The sequence below is a fragment of the Acidobacteriota bacterium genome (genome assembly GCA_035529075.1).
Classification (GTDB): domain Bacteria; phylum Zixibacteria; class MSB-5A5; order GN15; family FEB-12; genus DATKXK01.
In genome coordinates this window covers 431,322-450,006 of record DATKXK010000010.1, presented here as the reverse complement: position 1 = coordinate 450,006, position 18,685 = coordinate 431,322, and the positions used below count along the sequence as shown (strand labels likewise).

Genomic DNA, 18,685 nt, shown 5'->3' with positions numbered 1-18,685 from the left:
AACAGTATCACCGTACTGTACTCACAGTCCGGTGCTTTTCCCTTACTTTGCCTCGAGCCAGTTGTCACCGACTCCCATGTCGGCCACGAGCGGAACTTTGAGGCTGACGGCCTTTTCCATTCCGGTTCGGACAATTTCCCGCAGGTCGGTCAATTCATCTTTGTAGACGTCAAAAACCAGTTCGTCGTGTACCTGGAGCACCATGCGGGAGCGCATGCCCTTCATCTCCTTGAAGATCCTGATCATCGCCACCTTGATGATGTCGGCGGCGGTCCCCTGTATCGGGGTATTGATGGCCGTACGCTCGGCGAACTGTCTCACGGCGGCCTTCTTGTCGCGGATCTCCGGAAGGTACCGGCGGCGGTTATACAGCGTCGTAACGTACCCGCTTTCGCGCGCGGACTGCTTGATTTCCTCGATGTAGGTCTTGATTCCCGGGTAGCGCTGAAAGTACGTGTCTATGAACCGGCGTGACTCTTCGACCGTCATGCCCGTCTGCTGGGAGAGACCGAACGCCGAGACGCCGTAGATAACGGCAAAGTTGGCCGTCTTTGCCACCCGCCGCATATCGGCAGTGACCTTTGCAAGGCTCACGCCGTAAACTTCGGCGGCCGTCCGGGTGTGAATATCCTCAGCTTGCCTGAACGCACCGATCAATCCCGTATCGCCGGAATAGTGGGCAAGGACGCGCAGTTCGACCTGCGAGTAATCAGCCGTCAGCAGCACGTGGTCGCGATCGCCGGGCACAAATGCCTTACGGATCCGTCTCCCCTCGTCCGTGCGGATGGGGATGTTCTGCAGATTGGGATCGGTAGACGACAGACGCCCGGTCGTGGTGATGGTCTGATTGAACGAAGTGTGCACGCGCCCGGTGGCCGGCCGTATAAGCCGGGGGATGGCATCGATATACGTGCTCTTCAGCTTCGCCAACTGGCGGTAATCAAGGATCAACCGGGGGAACTCGTGCGTCTGCGCCAGTTGCTCGAGCACCCTCACATCCGTGGAATAGCCGGTTTTTTTGGCCGTCTTTCCCATCGGGGGCAGGCGCAGCTTCTCAAAAAGAACGTGAGACAGTTGCTGCGTGGAGTTGATATTAAACTCCATCCCGGCGACCATGTAAATCTCCTTGCAGAGCTTCTCCAGCCGACCGTCCATATCCCGCGACAGGGTTGAAAGGAAGGCTACATCGACCCGGATGCCGGCTTCCTCCATCGATGCCAGCACCTTGATCAGCGGAAGCTCCACCGTATAGTAGAGCTTCTGCAACTCCTTGCCGTCAATCAGGGGAGCGAACACGCCCCGCAGCCGGAACGTATAGTCCGCGTCCTCGGCGGCGTAGCTGGTCGCTTTGTCGACCGGGACCGTATCGAAAGTCTTCTGACTTTTGCCGGAGCCGATCAGGTCCGAAATCGGCTGCATCTTGTGGTCGAAATGTCGCAGCGCCAGAAAATCCAGAGAATGGCGGCTTGATGGATCGAGAACGTAGGAAGCCACCATGGTGTCAAAGGAAACCGGCTTGATCTCAATGCCGTACCTGCGAAACACGTGCAGATCGTACTTGATATTCTGCCCGATCTTCTGAACCGCCGGGTCCTCGAGAAGCGTTTTCATGATCTTGAGAGCGTCGTCGAACGGAAGGTTCTTCTCGGGATCGCTGCTGTGACCCAACGGTATATAGTACGCGTAATCGGCCCGCCGGGCGATTGATATCCCGACCAGCTCGGCATCGAGGGCATTGCGCGAGGTCGTCTCGGTGTCGACGGCGATCTCCCGGGACTTCGAAAACTCCTCGACCAGCCCCCGTAGTTCGTCCAGTGATGAAACCCGGCGGTAATCAGGCCGGGAGGGTGCGGCACCCTCCGGAACTTCTTTCGCGACTTCACCGGGCATGAGCTCTTTCAGGAGGGCGAAGAATTCGAGCTCCAGGAACAACCGCTTGGTGGCTTCGTAGTCGACGGGACGTCGCGCAATCGACTCGGGCTGGAACTGAAGCGGCACCGCACAGTCGATCGTTACCAGTTCCTCGGACAGTCTTGCCTGCTCGACGTGAGCGGCGACTTTCTCCCGCACGCCTTTGGCCTTGATCCGCTCGTGTTGTTCCAGCACGTTCGCGAGCGACCCGAATTCTTCAAGCAGCCTGTCAGCGGTTTTCGGGCCGATGCCGGGCACGCCGGGGACATTGTCCGAGCTGTCACCCATGAGCGCGAGTTTGTCGATGACCTTCTCCGGATACACGCCGAACCTGGCTTTGACCTCTTCACGCCCGAGTTTCTCCGGACTTTCGGCAACCTTTCGCGGGTTGTAAATCCGTACGTTGTCAGTGACGAGTTGAAAGAAGTCCTTGTCGCCGGTCACGCACCAGACCTCAAGCCCCTTCTTTTCGCAATCCGCCGCCATGGTACCGATGATGTCGTCGGCCTCGTAACCGGCCACTTCGAATTCCGGGATGTTCAGCGCCTGCACCGCCTCATGAATGCGCGGCAACTGTTCCACCAGATCCTCAGGCATTTTGGCCCGGGTCGATTTGTACTCAGGGTATCGCTTGTGCCGGAAGGTCGGGTGCTTGGTATCGAAAACCACCGCCAAGTAGTCGGGCTCCTCTTCCCTGATGATCTTGAGCAGCGAGTTGACGAAGCCGAACGTGGCCGAGGTGTTCTCCCCCTTTGAGTTGATCAACGGGTTGCGTATGAAGGCGAAGTAGGCGCGGTAGAACAGCGCCGAACCGTCGACCAGAAAAACGCGTTTCTTTTGAGCCGTCATCGGTAGAGTTTCCGGCTCAAAATATACTCTCCGACGGCGTCGCCGACAAGCTCGCGTAATTCGGCGGGTGCTGTGCCTTCCTTGATTCGCCTGCGGATTTCAGTCGAGGAGACGTCGAACAGCCCCGTGGTCACGACCTCGATACGGTCCGACCGGTACGGCTGCGCCGACCCCGGGGCGGGCGCGGCGGGCCGCGAACCGGCCAGGATTCGAACTTCCCTTAGGATTTCCTCCGGCCGGTGCCAGGCAGCGAATTCAGACAGCAGATCTTCGCCGATGATGAAGTACCACGTGACGTCCGGGTAAAGACATTTTAAAGCCCGCACGGTGTTCAGGGAATACCCGGGCTGACTCATCTCGGCTTCAACCGTGCTGACCTTGAATGAGTCACGGCCCTCGATGGCCAGGCGGATCATGGCCAGTCGATCATCCCACGAGGCTTCACACCGATTCATCTTGTGAGGAGGTTCATACGAGGGCACAAAGAGCACGCCGGTGAGCGTCTTGGCCGCCCGAATGTCGGAAGCGAGGGTCAGATGTCCGCGATGAACCGGGTCGAACGCTCCCCCGAGTATTCCCCAGTTACCGGTCATCCCCGGAGCTGGCTTGTTCGACCGATGATCCTTCAACTGGCATCTCCCCTATTTTCTTCAGATATTTGTCGGTCTTGCCGGTTCGCTTGCTTTCCGGGAAGTCTCGCTTGAACGCTTCAAAGAGCTTGCGTGCCAGGGCCGGTTCACCACTTTTGTACGCCCTCTCCGCCTGCTTGAAAGCGGCCTCCTCGGTGCCCTTTCTGGCTTTGTCCGACCACTCATGGTCGGAAAAGACAATCAGAAAGTTGTCGAACAGCCGGCGCGCCTCCTCGTAGTCCATTCGTTTGAACTCCAGCTCGGCCATTTGGAAACTTGACCTGGCGGCGAACTCCGTGTCCGTGAAATCATCGATGACTTTCTGAAAATAGGTTGCAGCCGGTGAGGGCCTGCCGATGTGCACGTATACCATGCCGCTCTCGTAGTACTTCTTGGCCAGCCGTGTCTTGGCCTGAAGCAGGTACGCCCGGGCATCCGGCATCAGTTCAGATTCCGGATGGTCGATGATGAAATCCTCGAACTGCCCGATGGCCTCTGTAAGGTCGCTCTGGTCCAGCCCATAGTGGCCCGGAGTCCCCTCGAAAAAGCAGACCGCCCTCATGAACTGCGCATGAACGACGTACACGGATGACGGATAGTTCAGGAGCAGGCGGTTGAATTCTCGCTCAGCCAGGATGTAATCCTCGCTGGCGAAATAGGACAAAGCGAGGTAGTACTGGGCGGTGTCAATCACCGGCTCGCCCGGGAAATTATACACCAGCGTCTGGAAAGCCTCGACGGCTTTGACGTACTTGCCGTTCTCGTACCTCTCTTTCCCCAACGTGAACAGCCCGTCGGGTTGCAGTGAGCCGAGCTGCAACGCCGGGGAACATCCCAGCGGCATCAGGCCGACACCGGCAACGACGACGGACAGGAGGCAGATCGCAACGCGCTTCATCAAACTCGGTAGATCTCCTTCAGCATCTCGTAGTTTTCAAGGACTTTGTCAAGATAGCGCTTGGGCAGCGGCTCGTTAAAGCGCATGAGGTGTCTCAGGCGCGTCTCGCCCACGTTGTATGCCATGATGGCCTTCTTCACGTCGCCGAATTTGAGGATCTGCTCAAACAGGTGCAGAGTGCCCAGCTTGATGTTCGACTCCGGTTCGAAGAGGGTCTGGGAACCCTGCCATTCAATCCCGGCCCGGTCGGCCACGTCTTCTCCCACAAACGGCACCACCTGCATCAGGCCGCGGGCACCCACTTGCGATCGCTGACCGCGACGAAACGATGATTCCGTCAGAATCACCGCCATGATGAACATGGGGTCGTACTCATACTTCTTGCTTTCGGCATAGATGACGTCCGTGAGTCTCTGCACCTCCTCGTCGGAAAAGCCGATCTGGAAGTCGTCGATGGCCTTGAATATCTGGAGCTTGTCCTCCAGCTCGTTGATTCGCTTCTGCTGAAACGAAATCTGCTTCTCCAGGTCGAACTTATCGCTGATCAGGTAGACGAGAAGCCCCGACTGCAACAGGTAAATGACCACGAGCAGAAAGGCAATCGGTCTGGACAGGAATATACCGAGTTTTTCAAACTGTATCATGGGTTAACCCGTGAGCTTCATACCGACAAGGTCATACTCATCGACGGCGTCGATCCTGACGCGGCAGATCTGGCCGGTCTGCAAGCCTTCCCCGTGGATGATCACCTCCTGATCCACCTCGGGGCAGTCTGCCGGAGTGCGTCCGTACGCGCGCCCGTCGCCAGCAATTCTATCAATGATAACCTTAACCGTCTGGCCGATCAAGGAGTTATTCCTGGCTACGGCAATGTCGTACTGGAGGCTCATCAGCTCGTCAACGCGTTCCTCTTTAACTATTTCGGGAACCTGTCCGGACATCTTAACTGCGGCCGTGCCCTCCTCCGGGGAGTATGCGAAGGCACCCATGCGGTCAAACCTGTGCCGGCGGACAAACTCCTTCAACTCTTCGAAATCCTCGCCGGTCTCACCGGGGAAACCGACGATGAAAGTGGTGCGGATCGTGGCGCCGGGCGATCGCCGCCGGATCGACGCCAACAGCCGCGCCGTGCCCGCGCCGTCGATCTTTCTTCGCATCGCGGCCAGAATGCGGCTGCTGCAGTGTTGCAGGGGCAAATCCAGGTAGTTCAGCGTCTTGTTGTCGGCGGCCAGGTAGTCCAGCAGGGCGTCATCCACCATTGTCGGGTGCAGGTAAAGCAAACGAATCCACGCGATCCCGTCAATTCTCTCCAGTTCCCGCAACAGCGTGATTATGTCGGGGCGGCCGGACAGGCCTTTGCCCCAGAGAGTCGCTTCCTGCGAGACCAGAATCAGCTCCTTCCGGCCGCTGCGCGCCAGGAATTCCGCCTCGCGCAAAATGGATTTCAAAGGCCGCGAACGGTAGCTCCCCCGGATACCCGGTATGGCGCAATAGGAGCAGCGACGGTCGCAACCGTCGGATATCTTCAAGTAGGCGTACGGATACCGGTCGGACAGCAGCCGTTGCTCCCAGTCCAGATAGCCCAGCCGGCGGGGTTCCGTTCGTACGGTTTTGTCGCGGCGGGCGGACGAAGTTACGGCCTCGGCAATAGCGTCAAGTTCACCCAGGCCGAAGGCCCCATCGAGTTCCGGCATGCCGCGTAAAAGCTCATCCCCGTAGCGCTGGCTGAGACAGCCGCTCACGTAGAGCGTCCGCAGCCTGCCCGTCTGTTTCAACTGCCCGAGACGAAGAATCTCGTCGATTGACTCCTCTTTCGCCGGGACAATGAACCCGCAGGTGTTGACGATTATCGATTCGGCTTCCTCCGGGACCGTTACCAGGTCATGCCCGGCCCCGGCCAGAAAGGCAGCGAGGTATTCGGCGTCGACGTCGTTCTTCGGACAACCCAGCTTGTGGACGTACACTTTCATCTCAGTCTAACCGGACTTTCTCCACCGAATCCGGGTAGGCCGGTTTGAAGAGCGAATCGGGACACGAGGTTCCCGTCTCCAGGCGCAGGAAGACTATGCGGTTTAACTCCTCGTTCACGTCGAAGTACTGGATTTCATCCAGAACCGAGCTGTCCGGCCGTATCGTCAGCACCAGCGAATCGGGAATGTTCTGCATGTCCGGCGACAGCCTGATCAGCCGGTAGGCGCGGCCGGAGGAAATCACGCGGGTCTCGTAGTATTGGTCAAGGCGGGTGATGAATGATATTTCCCGGCCGGAAGCTCCTCCACCGCGCACGCTCTCGATTGTCACCTGATTGTTCTCCGCGGAGTAGCTGTACAGGGAAGTCAGGTCATACAGGTACCGGTCGCCACCCAGGTCGACAACGTACCGACCGTCGGCCGAAACGACGGCTTCCCCGGCGATGGTGTCGGTCTCATCGAAGATTTCCGATTCCAGGATGCTCAGGAACTCCAGGGTGACGCATCCGGCCTCGGCCAGCCGGGCCTTGATGGCGTCGAACCGGTCGGCTGGGCGGACGGGGCTGATCCACAGAACAAACAGCAGTCCCGCCAGCAGGGATAGGTGGTTTTTCATATTCTCTTATACATTGCGGGAGGATAATCGTTGTTATCCGGCGCCGTGGGAAGGATGCCCCGGGCGGCTGGCGAACAGAGTCTCGAGGTACGACTGGTCGACGAGCACGTCACGTGCCTTGGAACCGTCAAACACCGAGACGATGCCCGCCTTTTCCAGTTTGTCGATCAGCCGCGCCGCCCGCTGATAGCCTATGCCGAGACGCCGCTGAAGCAGCGAGACCGACCCCTGTTTGTGCCGGATAACCACCTCGCATGCCTCGCGGAAAAGGGGATCGCCGAAGTCAATGTCCGCTTCGGTGGCCTCCCCGGTGGCCTGCGATATGTTCTCCAGTGCCATCATGGACAGCCCCTGATCCTTGATAAAGTTCACCAGCGACTCGGTCTCGGCGCTGCTCACATACGCCCCGTGAATCCGCGTCGGCTCCGGCTGGCCGGTACTCAGAAAGAGCATGTCGCCCGAGCCGAGGAGTTTCTCCGCACCGTTGGCATCGATAATCGTCCGGGAATCTACCTTGGACGATACCTGGAAGGCAATCCGCGCCGGGAAGTTGGCCTTGATCAGGCCCGTAATCACGTCGACCGACGGTCTCTGGGTGGCCAGCACCAGGTGAATGCCCACGGCCCGCGCCATCTGGGCCAGGCGCGTGATGAGCAGTTCGATCCGTGACGATGTCGAGGCCATCATCAGATCAGCCAGCTCGTCAACAAAAATGAGAATATAGGGCAGCCGGGCTTCCTCGTCGTGCTGCCGGGCGTTGTAGTCTTCGATACTTCGGACACCGGCTCCGGCCAGCTTCCTATACCTGTTCTCCATTTCAGCGACGGTGTCGGATAGAACCGATTCGGCCCGTTTCGGCTTGGTTACAACCGGGCGGCCGAGTTGTGGAATGCCTGAGTAGACAGACAACTCGAGCATTTTGGGGTCTATGAAGATGAATCTGACCTGGAGGGGATGAAGCCTGTAAATCAGAGAGGTGATCAGCGCATTCATACATACTGATTTGCCGGACCCGGTTGCCCCGGCAATCAGCAGGTGAGGCATTCTGGCCAGGTCGGTAACGAACGGTCGCCCGGCGGTCGTCTTACCCAGCGCCAGGGGCAGCACCAGCCGGGGATCGCTGAATTCGTCGGACCCGAGGATATCGCGCAGGTAGACCGTCTGCGGGTTGCGGTTGGGAATCTCCACACCGACGGCGCCTTTGCCCGGAATCGGGGCTATTATCCTGACCCGCCTTGCCTTCAGCGCCAGCGCCAAGTCGTCCGCGAGGCCCACAATCCGGCTGAGCTTGATTCCCGCCGCAGGTCGGAACTCATATCGCGTGATGACCGGGCCGGGGTACTTTGCGATCTCCCCCTCGATCAGAACGTCGAAAGTCTCAAGTGTTTCTTTCAACATCCGTGCTGTATGCGTTAATTCATCGGCACTTACGGCAGCGGGCCTGCCGCTCCCCTCGGTCAGCAGATCCAGCGACGGGTACACGTACTCAAAGGACCTGACCTGCACCGGCTCGGCTTTTCTCCTGAGCACCGACCGCCGCCGCGGCGACCTCTCACCATCATCCGCAACCAGTACCTGCTCATCCCCCTCGTCCACTTCGTCAGGCTCAAGGTCACTTTCCAGGGGTTCGATATCGGAGACCGCCTCATCGACGCGCGGCTCTTTGCCGGCCGCGCTGAGGATACGCCTGAGCGACGGCAACCGCCGGAAGGCTCCCGCTGCCACTCCGTACAGTCGCCTGAGCCATTGACTTCCGGGGATTCTCAGCCGCATGGCAAGCAATGGTGTGATCGAGGTGTACATCAGCAGGAGAACAAGGATAATTCCGCCGAGGACCAGGTAGGAGCCGATTTCGCCGAAGACGGCGACACTCAGACGGGTGAGTTTCTCGGTAACATAGCCGCCGACGGCACCGGTTTCATAGCCCACCGTACGCTTGGCCACGAGGTGGATGTTGTAGATCGTCGTTCCGATGGTCGAAATGACAAACAGAAGAAAGACGTTGAATTCAAGGCGCGTCCCGAACCGGGATGAAAAGAGCCGCAACGACGCGAGAAGCAGCCCGACCGGCAGGAAAAAGGCCAGCCATCCGAACAAAAAGTCCAGCCAGCCGGAAAGGATGGCACCGACAAATCCCGCTTCGTTGCGATACTGGATTTCCGTTATCGGATTCAGGTCAGAATCTATCTCGCCGCGAATCCTGGCATCATCCAGCGGGTGGTGTGTGACCAGTGATACCAGGACCAGCAGGGCCAGCACGAACAAGAGAGTACCGGCAACCCGTGCCCGCGTACCGTTGGAGCGCCGTTTACGCCTTTTTGCCATAGTAGTCCAGACATCCTCTTCCGCGCGGCGACCGTGCCGACAGGCGATGGAAAAAAAAGGCAGGGATTCCCCGCCCTGCCTTCCCTTTCAAAGTGGAGAAAACTCTATCTTCTAATGGCTTCTTTGAGGTTCTTTCCGGCTCTGAACACCGGCACTTGGGTCGCGGGAATGGAAATAGTAGCGCCGGTTTGCGGGTTCCTGCCCTTGCGGGCCTTGCGCTGAGAGACGGAGAACGTGCCGAATCCGGAGAAGCTCACCCTCTTGCCGCCCTTGAGCTGCCGGGTGATATTGTCAATGAAAGCATCCAGCGCCTGGGACGCCTGCCGCTTGCTAATACCTGAACTCTCGGCCATCATGCCGATCATTTCCTCTTTGGTCATGCCTGATCCTTCCCTTGAATTGTTATGGGTTCACCGAACATATCCTGCCTCAAATACCGGCAGCGAGGTCCCTGCTGTCAATAAAAAAAAGTCGGCAAGTCCCGAGAAAGGCCCGATATAGGGGCTTTACAGCCATCCGGCCGGTTACCGGAGACCCTGGAAGTAGCCCGAACTGAGAGTATTCTGCGACTGGTCGAGCTTGATCTGCGGCAGTGCCGTCACGTACAACTTGAAGCCCCAGCCACGGTTAGAGCCGATCGGGACCCAGAAAAGGGTCGCGGTCCAGCAGTGCAGCTTGCGCACGATACTGACCTGGTTGTTCACGGTTTCGGCCCCGGTAATATTGTAATACTGTGAATACGAAACACTTGTCTCGGGCGTCAGGTTGAACCGCAAACTGAACCGGACAAAGCTGGACTTGCTGAAAGCCGCGTCGCGGCCGGATTCCCGATAACTGTAATTGGCGCTCAGGCTCCAGCCGCGTTTGGCCGGCGATGAACCGCCCCCCTCCGCCGATTGTGCCGAATCCACCTCAGCCCCGGGAACGCTGTACTCATCATCGAACAGAAAGCGGCTGCCGGCCAGAGTCAGGCTGGCATTTACGTTAAAATTCTCGAGGTACGGCGACCAGAAATCCAGTTCGTCCGTACCCGGCTTGTACAGCGAGTGGACCATGGAACCGTAAAAGTTCACCTTCGGCAGTACGGTCGAGTTAAAGCTGGTGTTGAGATTGCTGAAATGGCGCGGCTCTTTCTCAAAATCGTAGTTGAAACCGGAGGTTATCGAGATCAGGTTGTAGTTCCTCTCCTGCTCGTGTTTCTTCACCTTTGCCTGGTACACGTGATTCAGGCTGAAATTCATGGACTGGCTGCGCCGGGAGCTCCCGGCCGAGCCTCCCGCATAGCTCCGGATTTCGGGGTGGCGGTCAATCTCGGGCTGGTAGCGGTAGCTGATCGTCGGGGTGATCACCTGTCTCAGGCCGGCGAAGCCCAGGATATTGGGATAGACCGTTCCGTAGATCTTGGTAGAGGCGGATGCCCCGGTACCGTATACGTAAGTGCGGTACGTCGTGGAAGCATCGATCCCTTTGGCGTCGGACTGGTCGGTCTGGTGTATCTTGTACCACTCCTCACGGTAGGACAGACTGGGGTTGAAAGTGATGTACCTGGCGATCTTCACCGGGAATGACAGCGTCAGGGCGTGATCCACGCGTGTGAATTCCTTGCGGCTGCGAACTGACAGGGTATCACCGGAGAGGACCACCTTGTTCGTCCGGCGTTGCGAGAAATTGACCAGATTCGGTCGGTAAGTGCCCACCAGGTTATGGTACCAGCTTGTCTGGAGCTTTCCCTCCTTGTCCAATTTGCCGGCACCGAACGGTCGGATTTGCGGCAGGCTCAGCCCGAGGCTGGGCAACTGGTCGGTGCGGGACTCGGTATCCAGGTTCTCGTCGTGCACCACCTTACCCGATAGCGCCACTGACCTGCCGAACCGCTTGGAGAAGTTGACCTGGCTTCGTACGTCACGGTTCAGCCGATCGTCGAGGTTGGCTGAGAAATCCTGGTAGTACTCGGCATCGGACTGGATCGAGCCTGAAGCATTCAGCTTGAACGTGGGCGAAACCTGGTGCTCGTGAGCGCCGCGCAGCGTCCACCGCGTCCGTTGCGTCTCGGACGCCGAGGACCAGCCGTAACCCGTCTCCCGGGCATAGTTGCCGCTGATGTAGCCGCTGAACGTGTATCGCTTGTTGTAGTTGACCTTGGTGAAAAAGTTGATCCTGTGACTTCTCTCGTAGTAATCCAGCGCCCCCTGCCAGTCCCAGTAATCCGAGGCCGCCCAGTAGTAGCCGACGTTCCGGATATAGCGGTCACCCCTCTCGATGTTACCCAGCGTGAACGGCAGCCAGCCCGAGTGTCGCCCTTTCTTCAACGGGAAGACATAGTAGGGAATGGCCAGCACCGGCAACCGACCGACGTAGAAAACCACCGGCCGGGCGATCAGCTTCTCACCTTCGAGCAGCTTGATGTTCCGGGAGTAGAAGTGAAAGTGCGGCTCATCGGCGTCACAGGTCGTGTAGCGCCCGTGATCGAGGTAATAAATGTCGCGCTTTTCCCGGTACAGCTTGTCGCCGTAGAAGAAGCCGGTCTGGTACTTTGACTTCGACTGGACGATCCGTCCCTTCTCGGTGTCTATCGAGTATTCCAGGTAGTCGCCGTAGAGCACGTCGTTCCCGTCCCGGAGGACCACCGGCAGCGGGTTGGGCTGCATGTACGAGGTCAGCGAGGAGTCAGAGACGGCGCTGTCAAGCGCGGTATCGGCCGAGAAAGCTTCGACAACGTCGGTCCGGGTGTCAATCTCGACCAGCTGCGCGTCCAGCGAGACGGCGCCCGAGGTGACGTGAGCCTGGCCGGTCAGGATGATCAGGGAATCCAGCAGGTTGTAGTCGATGCGCCGGGAATTGTAGTCGATGGTGTCGACAACGGTATCCGTAACGCTGTCCGTAACGGTGTCCGCAACGATGTCCGCAACGATGACCTTACGCTGCATGTAGGTGCCGACGGCGCCGCCGATAACACTCACGTTCGTCAGACTTTCCTCGACGACGTCGAACGCGATCATATCTCCCGATACAGAGTTCTCCCGTGATTCATTCTCGTCCGCGCTGTGCGGGAAATACCACGAATAGGCCTGACCCCGGCACAGGATGCGCGTAAGGTCACCGGCGCTGAAGTCGAACAGAATCCGGTTTCCCGACAGCAACGACTGATCGAACGTCAGGCCGGCCGAATCGACCGGCTCCAGGAACTCCCCCCTGGCTGAATCCACGACGTCGATCCTGCTGATAATGCCTTCTTCCGAGATTATGGTGATAAGCTGCCCGGAGAGCGTTGATTTCTTCCTTTTGGCTACCGGTTGGCCAAACAGATCAAGCACGTCACGCTCCGTGTACATAACGGCGCAGCCGCTGCGAGCGGCAAGGTCGCCTGACGAAATCCGCACGTCGCCGCTGGCTTCCGTCCGGGCCGCCTCGAAATCACAGTACACGAAGTCGGCGACCACCTCAACCATGTGGGCCGTGTCGGGGTACCGCAGGTAGACCGTGGGACGTTCTTCCATGTAGCAGAAATCATCCGCCTGGTTGTAATAGGCGTGCGTTCCCACGGCGAATACGGAGTCCGTTCGATGCCACAGCTCAACGTAGGCCCCGCGCGCCACGGCCTCGTCGGTTACGAGGTTGTAGTCCACGGAGTCCGCCGCAAGGTGGTACTCCTCGTCGTCGATTATCACCCTGCCTTTCGCCCGTACGGTTTCGCCCTTGTGCCAGACCGCGGAGTCGCAGTAAATCCAGCCGGCCTCGGTCTGGAAGACAACCGACCCCCAGACATACCAGGTCTCCCGACCGTCGGAGACAGTAACCTCGAGGTGGTCGGCATACGGCATTTGCAATTGGTGCCCCTCATCCGCGTGGACGCGGGCGAGACAGGCCAGCAAGAGCACGTACGGCCACCAACGTCGAAACCAGTTACGCATCTGCGATAAGACCTTCGAGAATCCCGGCATAACGGTTGAAGTCCTCGGCGGTAACGCCTCCGACCTGCGCCAGACGGTCCGAGCCGCCGCCTTTAAGACCTGCCCGGGCGACGAACTTCTTGATTATTTCACCGGCGTGAATACCGGTAGCCGGGCTGGTGGCCAAGACAAGGCGGTCAGCGGCCAACAGCACGGCCACACCCTCGATTCGCTCGCATACCTGTGCAGCCAGTGCGGCGACCACCGAGGCGTCGATATCGGACACATCCTGCACGACCAGGGACGTATTTTTGACCGGGCGGGCGGCGGCGGCAAGCTGCTCAGCCCGGGCCGGCAGCAATTCTTTCTGCAATTGCGCCACCTGCCGGCGAAGCGCCTTGTGTTCGGTCCTGAGTTTCTCAACGTTGTCGGAGAGGTCGGCGAGGTGGCACGTCAGCGCCTGGGACAGGCGGTCCGTGACGGCGAATCGCCGCCGGTAGTCTTCGAGGGCCTGGCGTCCTGAAAGGAATTTGACCAGCAGGTTGCCGCGAAGCTTCTCCCGGCCGGTGATTTTCAGCAGGCCCACCTCCGCGGCGCTTGTGCAGTGCGTACCCCCGCACGCCGAGCAGTCAAAGCCGCCGACCTTGATAACGCGCAGCCTGCCCGGCCGCTCCGGGATCTTTCGCAACGGCAGAGCCGCCAATTCCTCACCCTCGGCGAAGACGACTTCGACCGGCAGGTTGTCGCGAATCACGTCGTTGGCAAACTCCTCGGCCCTGTCGATCTGTTCTTCGCTGAGTTCCTTCGTCTTCAGTTCCACGGCGCCGTACTCCTGCCCCAGATGCACGGAGACGGTCTCGGCGTCGTACAACCTGATGAACGCCTGGCTGAGAATATGCTGGGCCGTGTGCATCTGCCGATGCCGCCATCGGCGCTCGCGGTCTATCGTGCAACTGGCCGTGTCACCCGCCTTGCCCGTCGCCTCGCCGGACAGGTGCCGGATCTCACCGTCGTCGGTCTCGATCACTTCTGAGATCTCGACTCCGTTGATGGTTCCCGTATCATGGGCCTGCCCACCCGAGGTGGGATAAAAAGCGGAGCGATCGAGCTGCGTGTAGTACCCCTTGTCCGTCCTGCCCGCGGCCACGATTACGGCCGTGAACTCCACCAGGGACGGATCGTGATAGTACAACCGTTCAGTCACTTGACGTTACCTCGCCCTGCCCGGGAGTGAAGCCGTCCTGATCGGCCTGCACGACGCAGGCGATGGTGGCACTTCCGAGCACGGACTGTCCCGTGCGCAGGAACGCGCACACCTGGAACAGGATCAGCTCCAGCAACACACCGAGCATATTGCCCATCCCGCTCGTTACCTGCACCGCCAGCCATTCGGCCAGCAACCAGACGGCCACAAACGGCAGAAAGTACACGTAGTATACTCCATTCAATTGTACAAACCGCGAGCGATACGTATCCAGGGCGGCCCGCAGCGTATAGCGAAAGGCCTCGGCCGGGTGCGCCGCCAGCCGAAACCGCAGCACGTCCGACAGTATCGTACCGGCTATCAGAAAGGGATAGAGCAGTGCAACACGGAGAAATGTCGAATACAGAGCCACAGCGCCAAATCCCTGAAACGGTTTCTCGGGCACGAACGATCCCGCCGCCAGCGCCACGGCCAGGAGCAACACGTACACCAGCGCCATAAGCGCGGATACCTTGAGATTGCCGACGAACAGGCCGGCACTCTGACCGAAGAAGTCGCGGCGGTCCAGCTTCCGTCGGGCCAGAAGACTGGAATAGATCCCCCCGTTCAGAAACTGTTTGAAAAGGAACACGATTACGGAGTAGAACATCAGCACGATAAGGAACGAAGTGAACACGTTCTCACGGGCGCGGCCCAGTTCGTTGATCACGTCAAGCGACCAGTCACCAAGCAGAGCGCCGGCGTACCGGGAATTCTCCACGGTCATATTGATGATCGTCAAAAGGGGGATGGAAAACGCCGCCGCCAGGATGAGCTTTCCGAAGTACAGCAGGTACCAGATGGCGAAGTTCTTTCGGCAGTTGTCAATGCCTCTGCTGACCAGGCGTGCCATCAAAACCCCCACAGCAGGCTGAAGAGAGACTCCACAAGGAACAGCACTCCGGAAAACAGTCGCGGGCCGACACCCCTGGGACCGGCGAACTGAATCGAATTGTTCAGCAGGTTACGGTCTATGGCGTACGTATACTCAGGGTCGATCGTCACGCACGCCGGGCCGTTCGAGTGGTGAAATACAAGGCGGTGCCGCCCCGGGGTCGGAGTGACTGTCGTATCCTGTACGGTCCCGTCCTGGTACTCGAGCCGAAGGTCAACGGGAAAACCGAGCGGATGGCGGGCGGTGTACTCGACCGTGATCCGGTACTGCGGCTCCGGCCGGGCTGAGTCGGCCGTCGAGTCCGCCGCCGTCTCGTCACGTGTGACACTGACCGACCGGATGGCGAAATCGAGAGGTGCGATTGTCGAAATAAGCGCCGCGACATCGGCCGTATCCCCGGTCGGCATGTATTCGGTTGCAAGGCTGACGAAATCGGCGCGCGTCGGCCGCGTAAACTGAAAGCGCCCGGCGTACTCCTGCCAGAACTGTCTTTCTTGTTCGGCACCCATCAGGCGGGTGAGAGTCATCATCACCAGCGCCCCTTTGCTGTATACGGCCGCAAAGTACTCGCCCCGGCCGTAAGCATCGGCCGGTCTGTCAATCGGCACCAAATCCTGCACCGGGTAGCTCGTCGTGCGGTGACTCGATTCGAAACCCGCGCTGAACCCGAACTGCGAAAAGAGGTCGCCGCGGCCGTGCGTCATCAGCCGGTTTATTTTCACGGTGAAGAATTCCGCCACCGATTCATCCAGCCACGGTTCGTTGGCCTGATCTGAGGCAAGCATTCCGTAGAACCACTGATGCACCACCTCGTGGATTACCATGGCGGGATAAAATCGGGTGAACAAGCCCGCTCCCGGTTTTCCAAGCAGGATCATCCGTGGCAGCTCTACACCGCCGCCGATTCCGTAGCCGCCCACGACGACTACGAACTCGTCAAACGGGTAGGGCAGGATGTTCTCACTCATGTATGCAAGAGTCCGGCACGCGGTCTCGCGCACGGTGTCCAGCACATAAGCATGCTCCGGTCGGAATAATATCTTCAGGGTGGTTCCCCCGCAGACTGTCTCGTCCGCCTCATATCCGGTTGCGATAACGACGGGCACGTCCTGCGCCGGATGGAGCGATATTCTGACCACCTGGGTGTCTGCCCCATGCTCGACTGACACGATTCCGGGGGCGATCAGTTGCAGGGTGTCGGCCAAGCGGATCGTTGCGTCCATATCGCAGAGGTCGGCTGCGGGTTCCGAGTTCTCTCCGTACTCGATGCGAACCCAGCCGGTGTCGGCCCAGGGGGCCGGCATCGGAAACCAGCCCGCCAGGGTGAACTGGTCACGATTGTACCCGAGCCGTCCGGGATCTTCCGGAACGTGCGTGACGAAACGGATATCGGCACTAACCGGCACACCGGGCCCCACAGGTCCCGGCAGAGTCACGAGAAAGTCCGTCCCGTCAAGGGTGACCCTGCTCGTGACGTCGCGTCCGTCGATAAGAACCGAGTCGACCTCGGTCCCGCTGTCGCTCGAATCACGTTTATTACGGTAGACGTTGGCGTACAGGCGAAAACGGAGTTCTGTCAGTTCCACAGGTCGCGGCTCAAAGTCGACGCTGACACGGCCGGAAATCGTCCTGGCGCTGTCGTTGACCGTTACGTCGAGTTCCACACGGTCAAACCCTGACACCGGGCCCGCCGTCGCGGCAATCAGGGCCAGATACCTAAGCCATGCGATTCTCAAGCGAACCTATCCCCTCTATTCGGACGATAATCGCGTCCCCCCGTTTCATGGGCGCGATGCCCGCCGGCGTGCCGGTCGAGATCAGATCACCCGGCATCAGGGTCATGACGGACGAGATGTAACTGACCAGAAACGGCACGTCGAAGATCATCAGGCTCGTGCGGCCCGACTGCTTCACCTCGCCGTTATGAATTCCTTCCACCAGAACGTCGCGGCAGTCAAGATCGGTGACAATCCACGGTCCCACCGGACAAAAGGTATCAAAGCCCTTGGCCCGGGACCACTGGCCGTCCTTTTTCTGCAAATCACGGGCGGTAACGTCGTTTACGCAGGTGAATCCGAATATGTGCCGAGCCGCGTCCCCGGCGGCAACGTTGGTGCTTCGCCGTCCTATCACCACCCCGAGCTCGGCCTCGTAATCGACGCGCTGCGACTGCGGGGGATGCACGATGTCCCGGCCGGGACCGATAACGGCCGACGGCGGCTTGAGAAAGATCAACGGATATTCCGGGGCCTCGACGGCCGACCGGGAGGCCGTCACGTGTGCCTGATAGTTGAGCCCGACGCAGACGATTTTCGACGGCTCCACGGGCGCCTCGAGGGAGACGGATGCGAGCGGCACACTCTCGCCCAGAGGTTCCAGGCCGAACCACGGCGCCCGGGCCAAAGGTGTTACGCGGTCGTCTTCGAGCACACCGTAACAGACACCCGGCGTCGTCGGATCGCTGTACCTGACGTACTTTCTGCTCATGCTTCCTCCAGTCCCCTGAGAAATCCGCCGATTGAATCAAGATTCCCGCGGGCGTCATAGCCTCCCTCGAGCACCGCTACCAAGCGACCGTCACATAACTCTAAGGCAATATCCGCAAGCGTTGAAGCTATGCTGTAATATGCCTTGCCGGTCAACTGAAGACCGCCGAGCGGATCGAGCGCGTGGCCGTCAAACCCCGCCGAGATCAGAAGCAGGTGCGGCCGGAATTCCCGCAGCGCCGAGGCTATCTCACCATTGAAGAGTTCGACTACGACCTCATCGCCGGTACCGGCCGGAAGCGGGAAATTGAGCGTATAGCCTTTGCCGGCACCGTTGCCACGCTCGGTTACTGCGCCCGTGCCCGGATAGAATGGATACTGGTGGGTCGACACATACAGAACGTCGTCGCGTTCGTAGAATATCTCCTGCGTTCCGTTGCCGTGATGGACGTCGAAATCGACTATCGCGACGCGCTGCGCGGGATGGTTGTCAAGCGCGTACCGGGCGGCGACGGCGACGTTGTTTATCAGACAAAAGCCCATGGCGCGCCGAGTCTCCGTATGGTGGCCGGGCGGCCGCCCCAGAATGAACGACACCGCCGGGCCGTCACCGAACGCCCGGTCGACGGCATGAAGCACCGCACCCACCACGGCCAGCGCCGCCTGTACCGACGTGCCGGTGACGTACGTCTCCAGTCCCACCATTCCGCCGCCCTGCTCCTCCAGGGCAAGCAAGCTGTCAATCAACTGCCGACTGTGAACTCTCAGCACCGGTTCCAGGCCGGCTGGCACAGACTCCGGGATCACGAAGTCCGTTTGCCCCCACAACGCTTCCACGACCGGCCGCAGCCGATCACAGTTCTCGGGATGTCCCGCGGGTGGTGCGTGTTCCTGTTCGTGCAGCAGGATTGAAAGGCCGATCGGCTTCATCGGAAGGCAATTAAGGGCAGTCCGCTCTGACCGTCAACCATTA

14 protein-coding genes are annotated in these 18,685 nt (G+C 59.5%); all 14 read right to left on the bottom strand.

Features of this window, described 5'->3' with window-relative positions:
* Nucleotides 1-42: 42 nt before the first annotated feature.
* Nucleotides 43-2,760, bottom strand: a complete 2,718-nt coding sequence (polA, locus tag VMY05_05180) for a DNA polymerase I (GenBank protein ID HUV30470.1) — start codon at nucleotides 2,758-2,760, stop codon at nucleotides 43-45.
* The gene (nadD, locus tag VMY05_05175) at nucleotides 2,757-3,389 is read right to left on the bottom strand and encodes a nicotinate-nucleotide adenylyltransferase (protein ID HUV30469.1); all 633 of its coding nucleotides are present in this window, start codon (nucleotides 3,387-3,389) and stop codon (nucleotides 2,757-2,759) included. The genes polA and nadD overlap by 4 nt, the downstream gene beginning before the upstream one ends.
* On the bottom strand, nucleotides 3,343-4,287 hold the full coding sequence (bamD, locus tag VMY05_05170; protein HUV30468.1) for an outer membrane protein assembly factor BamD: 945 nt from the start codon (nucleotides 4,285-4,287) through the stop codon (nucleotides 3,343-3,345). The genes nadD and bamD overlap by 47 nt, the downstream gene beginning before the upstream one ends.
* On the bottom strand, nucleotides 4,287-4,931 hold the full coding sequence (locus VMY05_05165; GenBank protein HUV30467.1) for a lytic transglycosylase domain-containing protein: 645 nt from the start codon (nucleotides 4,929-4,931) through the stop codon (nucleotides 4,287-4,289). The genes bamD and VMY05_05165 overlap by 1 nt, the downstream gene beginning before the upstream one ends.
* Before the next feature lie 3 nt (nucleotides 4,932-4,934).
* On the bottom strand, nucleotides 4,935-6,257 hold the full coding sequence (rimO, locus tag VMY05_05160; GenBank protein ID HUV30466.1) for a 30S ribosomal protein S12 methylthiotransferase RimO: 1,323 nt from the start codon (nucleotides 6,255-6,257) through the stop codon (nucleotides 4,935-4,937).
* 1 nt (nucleotide 6,258) lies between these two features.
* On the bottom strand, nucleotides 6,259-6,873 hold the full coding sequence (locus VMY05_05155; protein HUV30465.1) for an outer membrane lipoprotein carrier protein LolA: 615 nt from the start codon (nucleotides 6,871-6,873) through the stop codon (nucleotides 6,259-6,261).
* Nucleotides 6,874-6,906: 33 nt separating this feature from the next.
* On the bottom strand, nucleotides 6,907-9,198 hold the full coding sequence (locus tag VMY05_05150; GenBank protein ID HUV30464.1) for a DNA translocase FtsK 4TM domain-containing protein: 2,292 nt from the start codon (nucleotides 9,196-9,198) through the stop codon (nucleotides 6,907-6,909).
* 104 nt (nucleotides 9,199-9,302) lie between these two features.
* Nucleotides 9,303-9,578 (bottom strand): HU family DNA-binding protein, encoded by a 276-nt coding sequence (locus tag VMY05_05145; GenBank protein HUV30463.1) that lies wholly within the window; start codon nucleotides 9,576-9,578, stop codon nucleotides 9,303-9,305.
* Between the two features lie 144 nt (nucleotides 9,579-9,722).
* Entirely contained in the window at nucleotides 9,723-13,139 is a 3,417-nt protein-coding gene (gene lptD, locus VMY05_05140) for an LPS assembly protein LptD (GenBank protein ID HUV30462.1), read from the bottom strand.
* On the bottom strand, nucleotides 13,102-14,292 hold the full coding sequence (locus VMY05_05135; protein ID HUV30461.1) for a DHHA1 domain-containing protein: 1,191 nt from the start codon (nucleotides 14,290-14,292) through the stop codon (nucleotides 13,102-13,104). Before VMY05_05135 ends, lptD begins: the two co-directional genes overlap by 38 nt.
* Nucleotides 14,285-15,184 carry a hypothetical protein gene (locus VMY05_05130; protein HUV30460.1) on the bottom strand — a complete coding sequence of 300 codons (900 nt, stop codon included), beginning with the start codon at nucleotides 15,182-15,184 and terminating at the stop codon, nucleotides 14,285-14,287. The genes VMY05_05135 and VMY05_05130 overlap by 8 nt, the downstream gene beginning before the upstream one ends.
* Nucleotides 15,184-16,962, bottom strand: coding sequence for a M1 family aminopeptidase (locus VMY05_05125; GenBank protein ID HUV30459.1), 1,779 nt, complete (start codon nucleotides 16,960-16,962; stop codon nucleotides 15,184-15,186). The genes VMY05_05130 and VMY05_05125 overlap by 1 nt, the downstream gene beginning before the upstream one ends.
* Entirely contained in the window at nucleotides 16,943-17,713 is a 771-nt protein-coding gene (locus VMY05_05120; GenBank protein HUV30458.1) for a fumarylacetoacetate hydrolase family protein, read from the bottom strand. Before VMY05_05120 ends, VMY05_05125 begins: the two co-directional genes overlap by 20 nt.
* Nucleotides 17,710-18,642: a histone deacetylase gene (locus VMY05_05115; protein HUV30457.1), complete on the bottom strand. Its 933-nt coding sequence runs from the start codon at nucleotides 18,640-18,642 to the stop codon at nucleotides 17,710-17,712. Before VMY05_05115 ends, VMY05_05120 begins: the two co-directional genes overlap by 4 nt.
* Nucleotides 18,643-18,685: the final 43 nt, after the last annotated feature.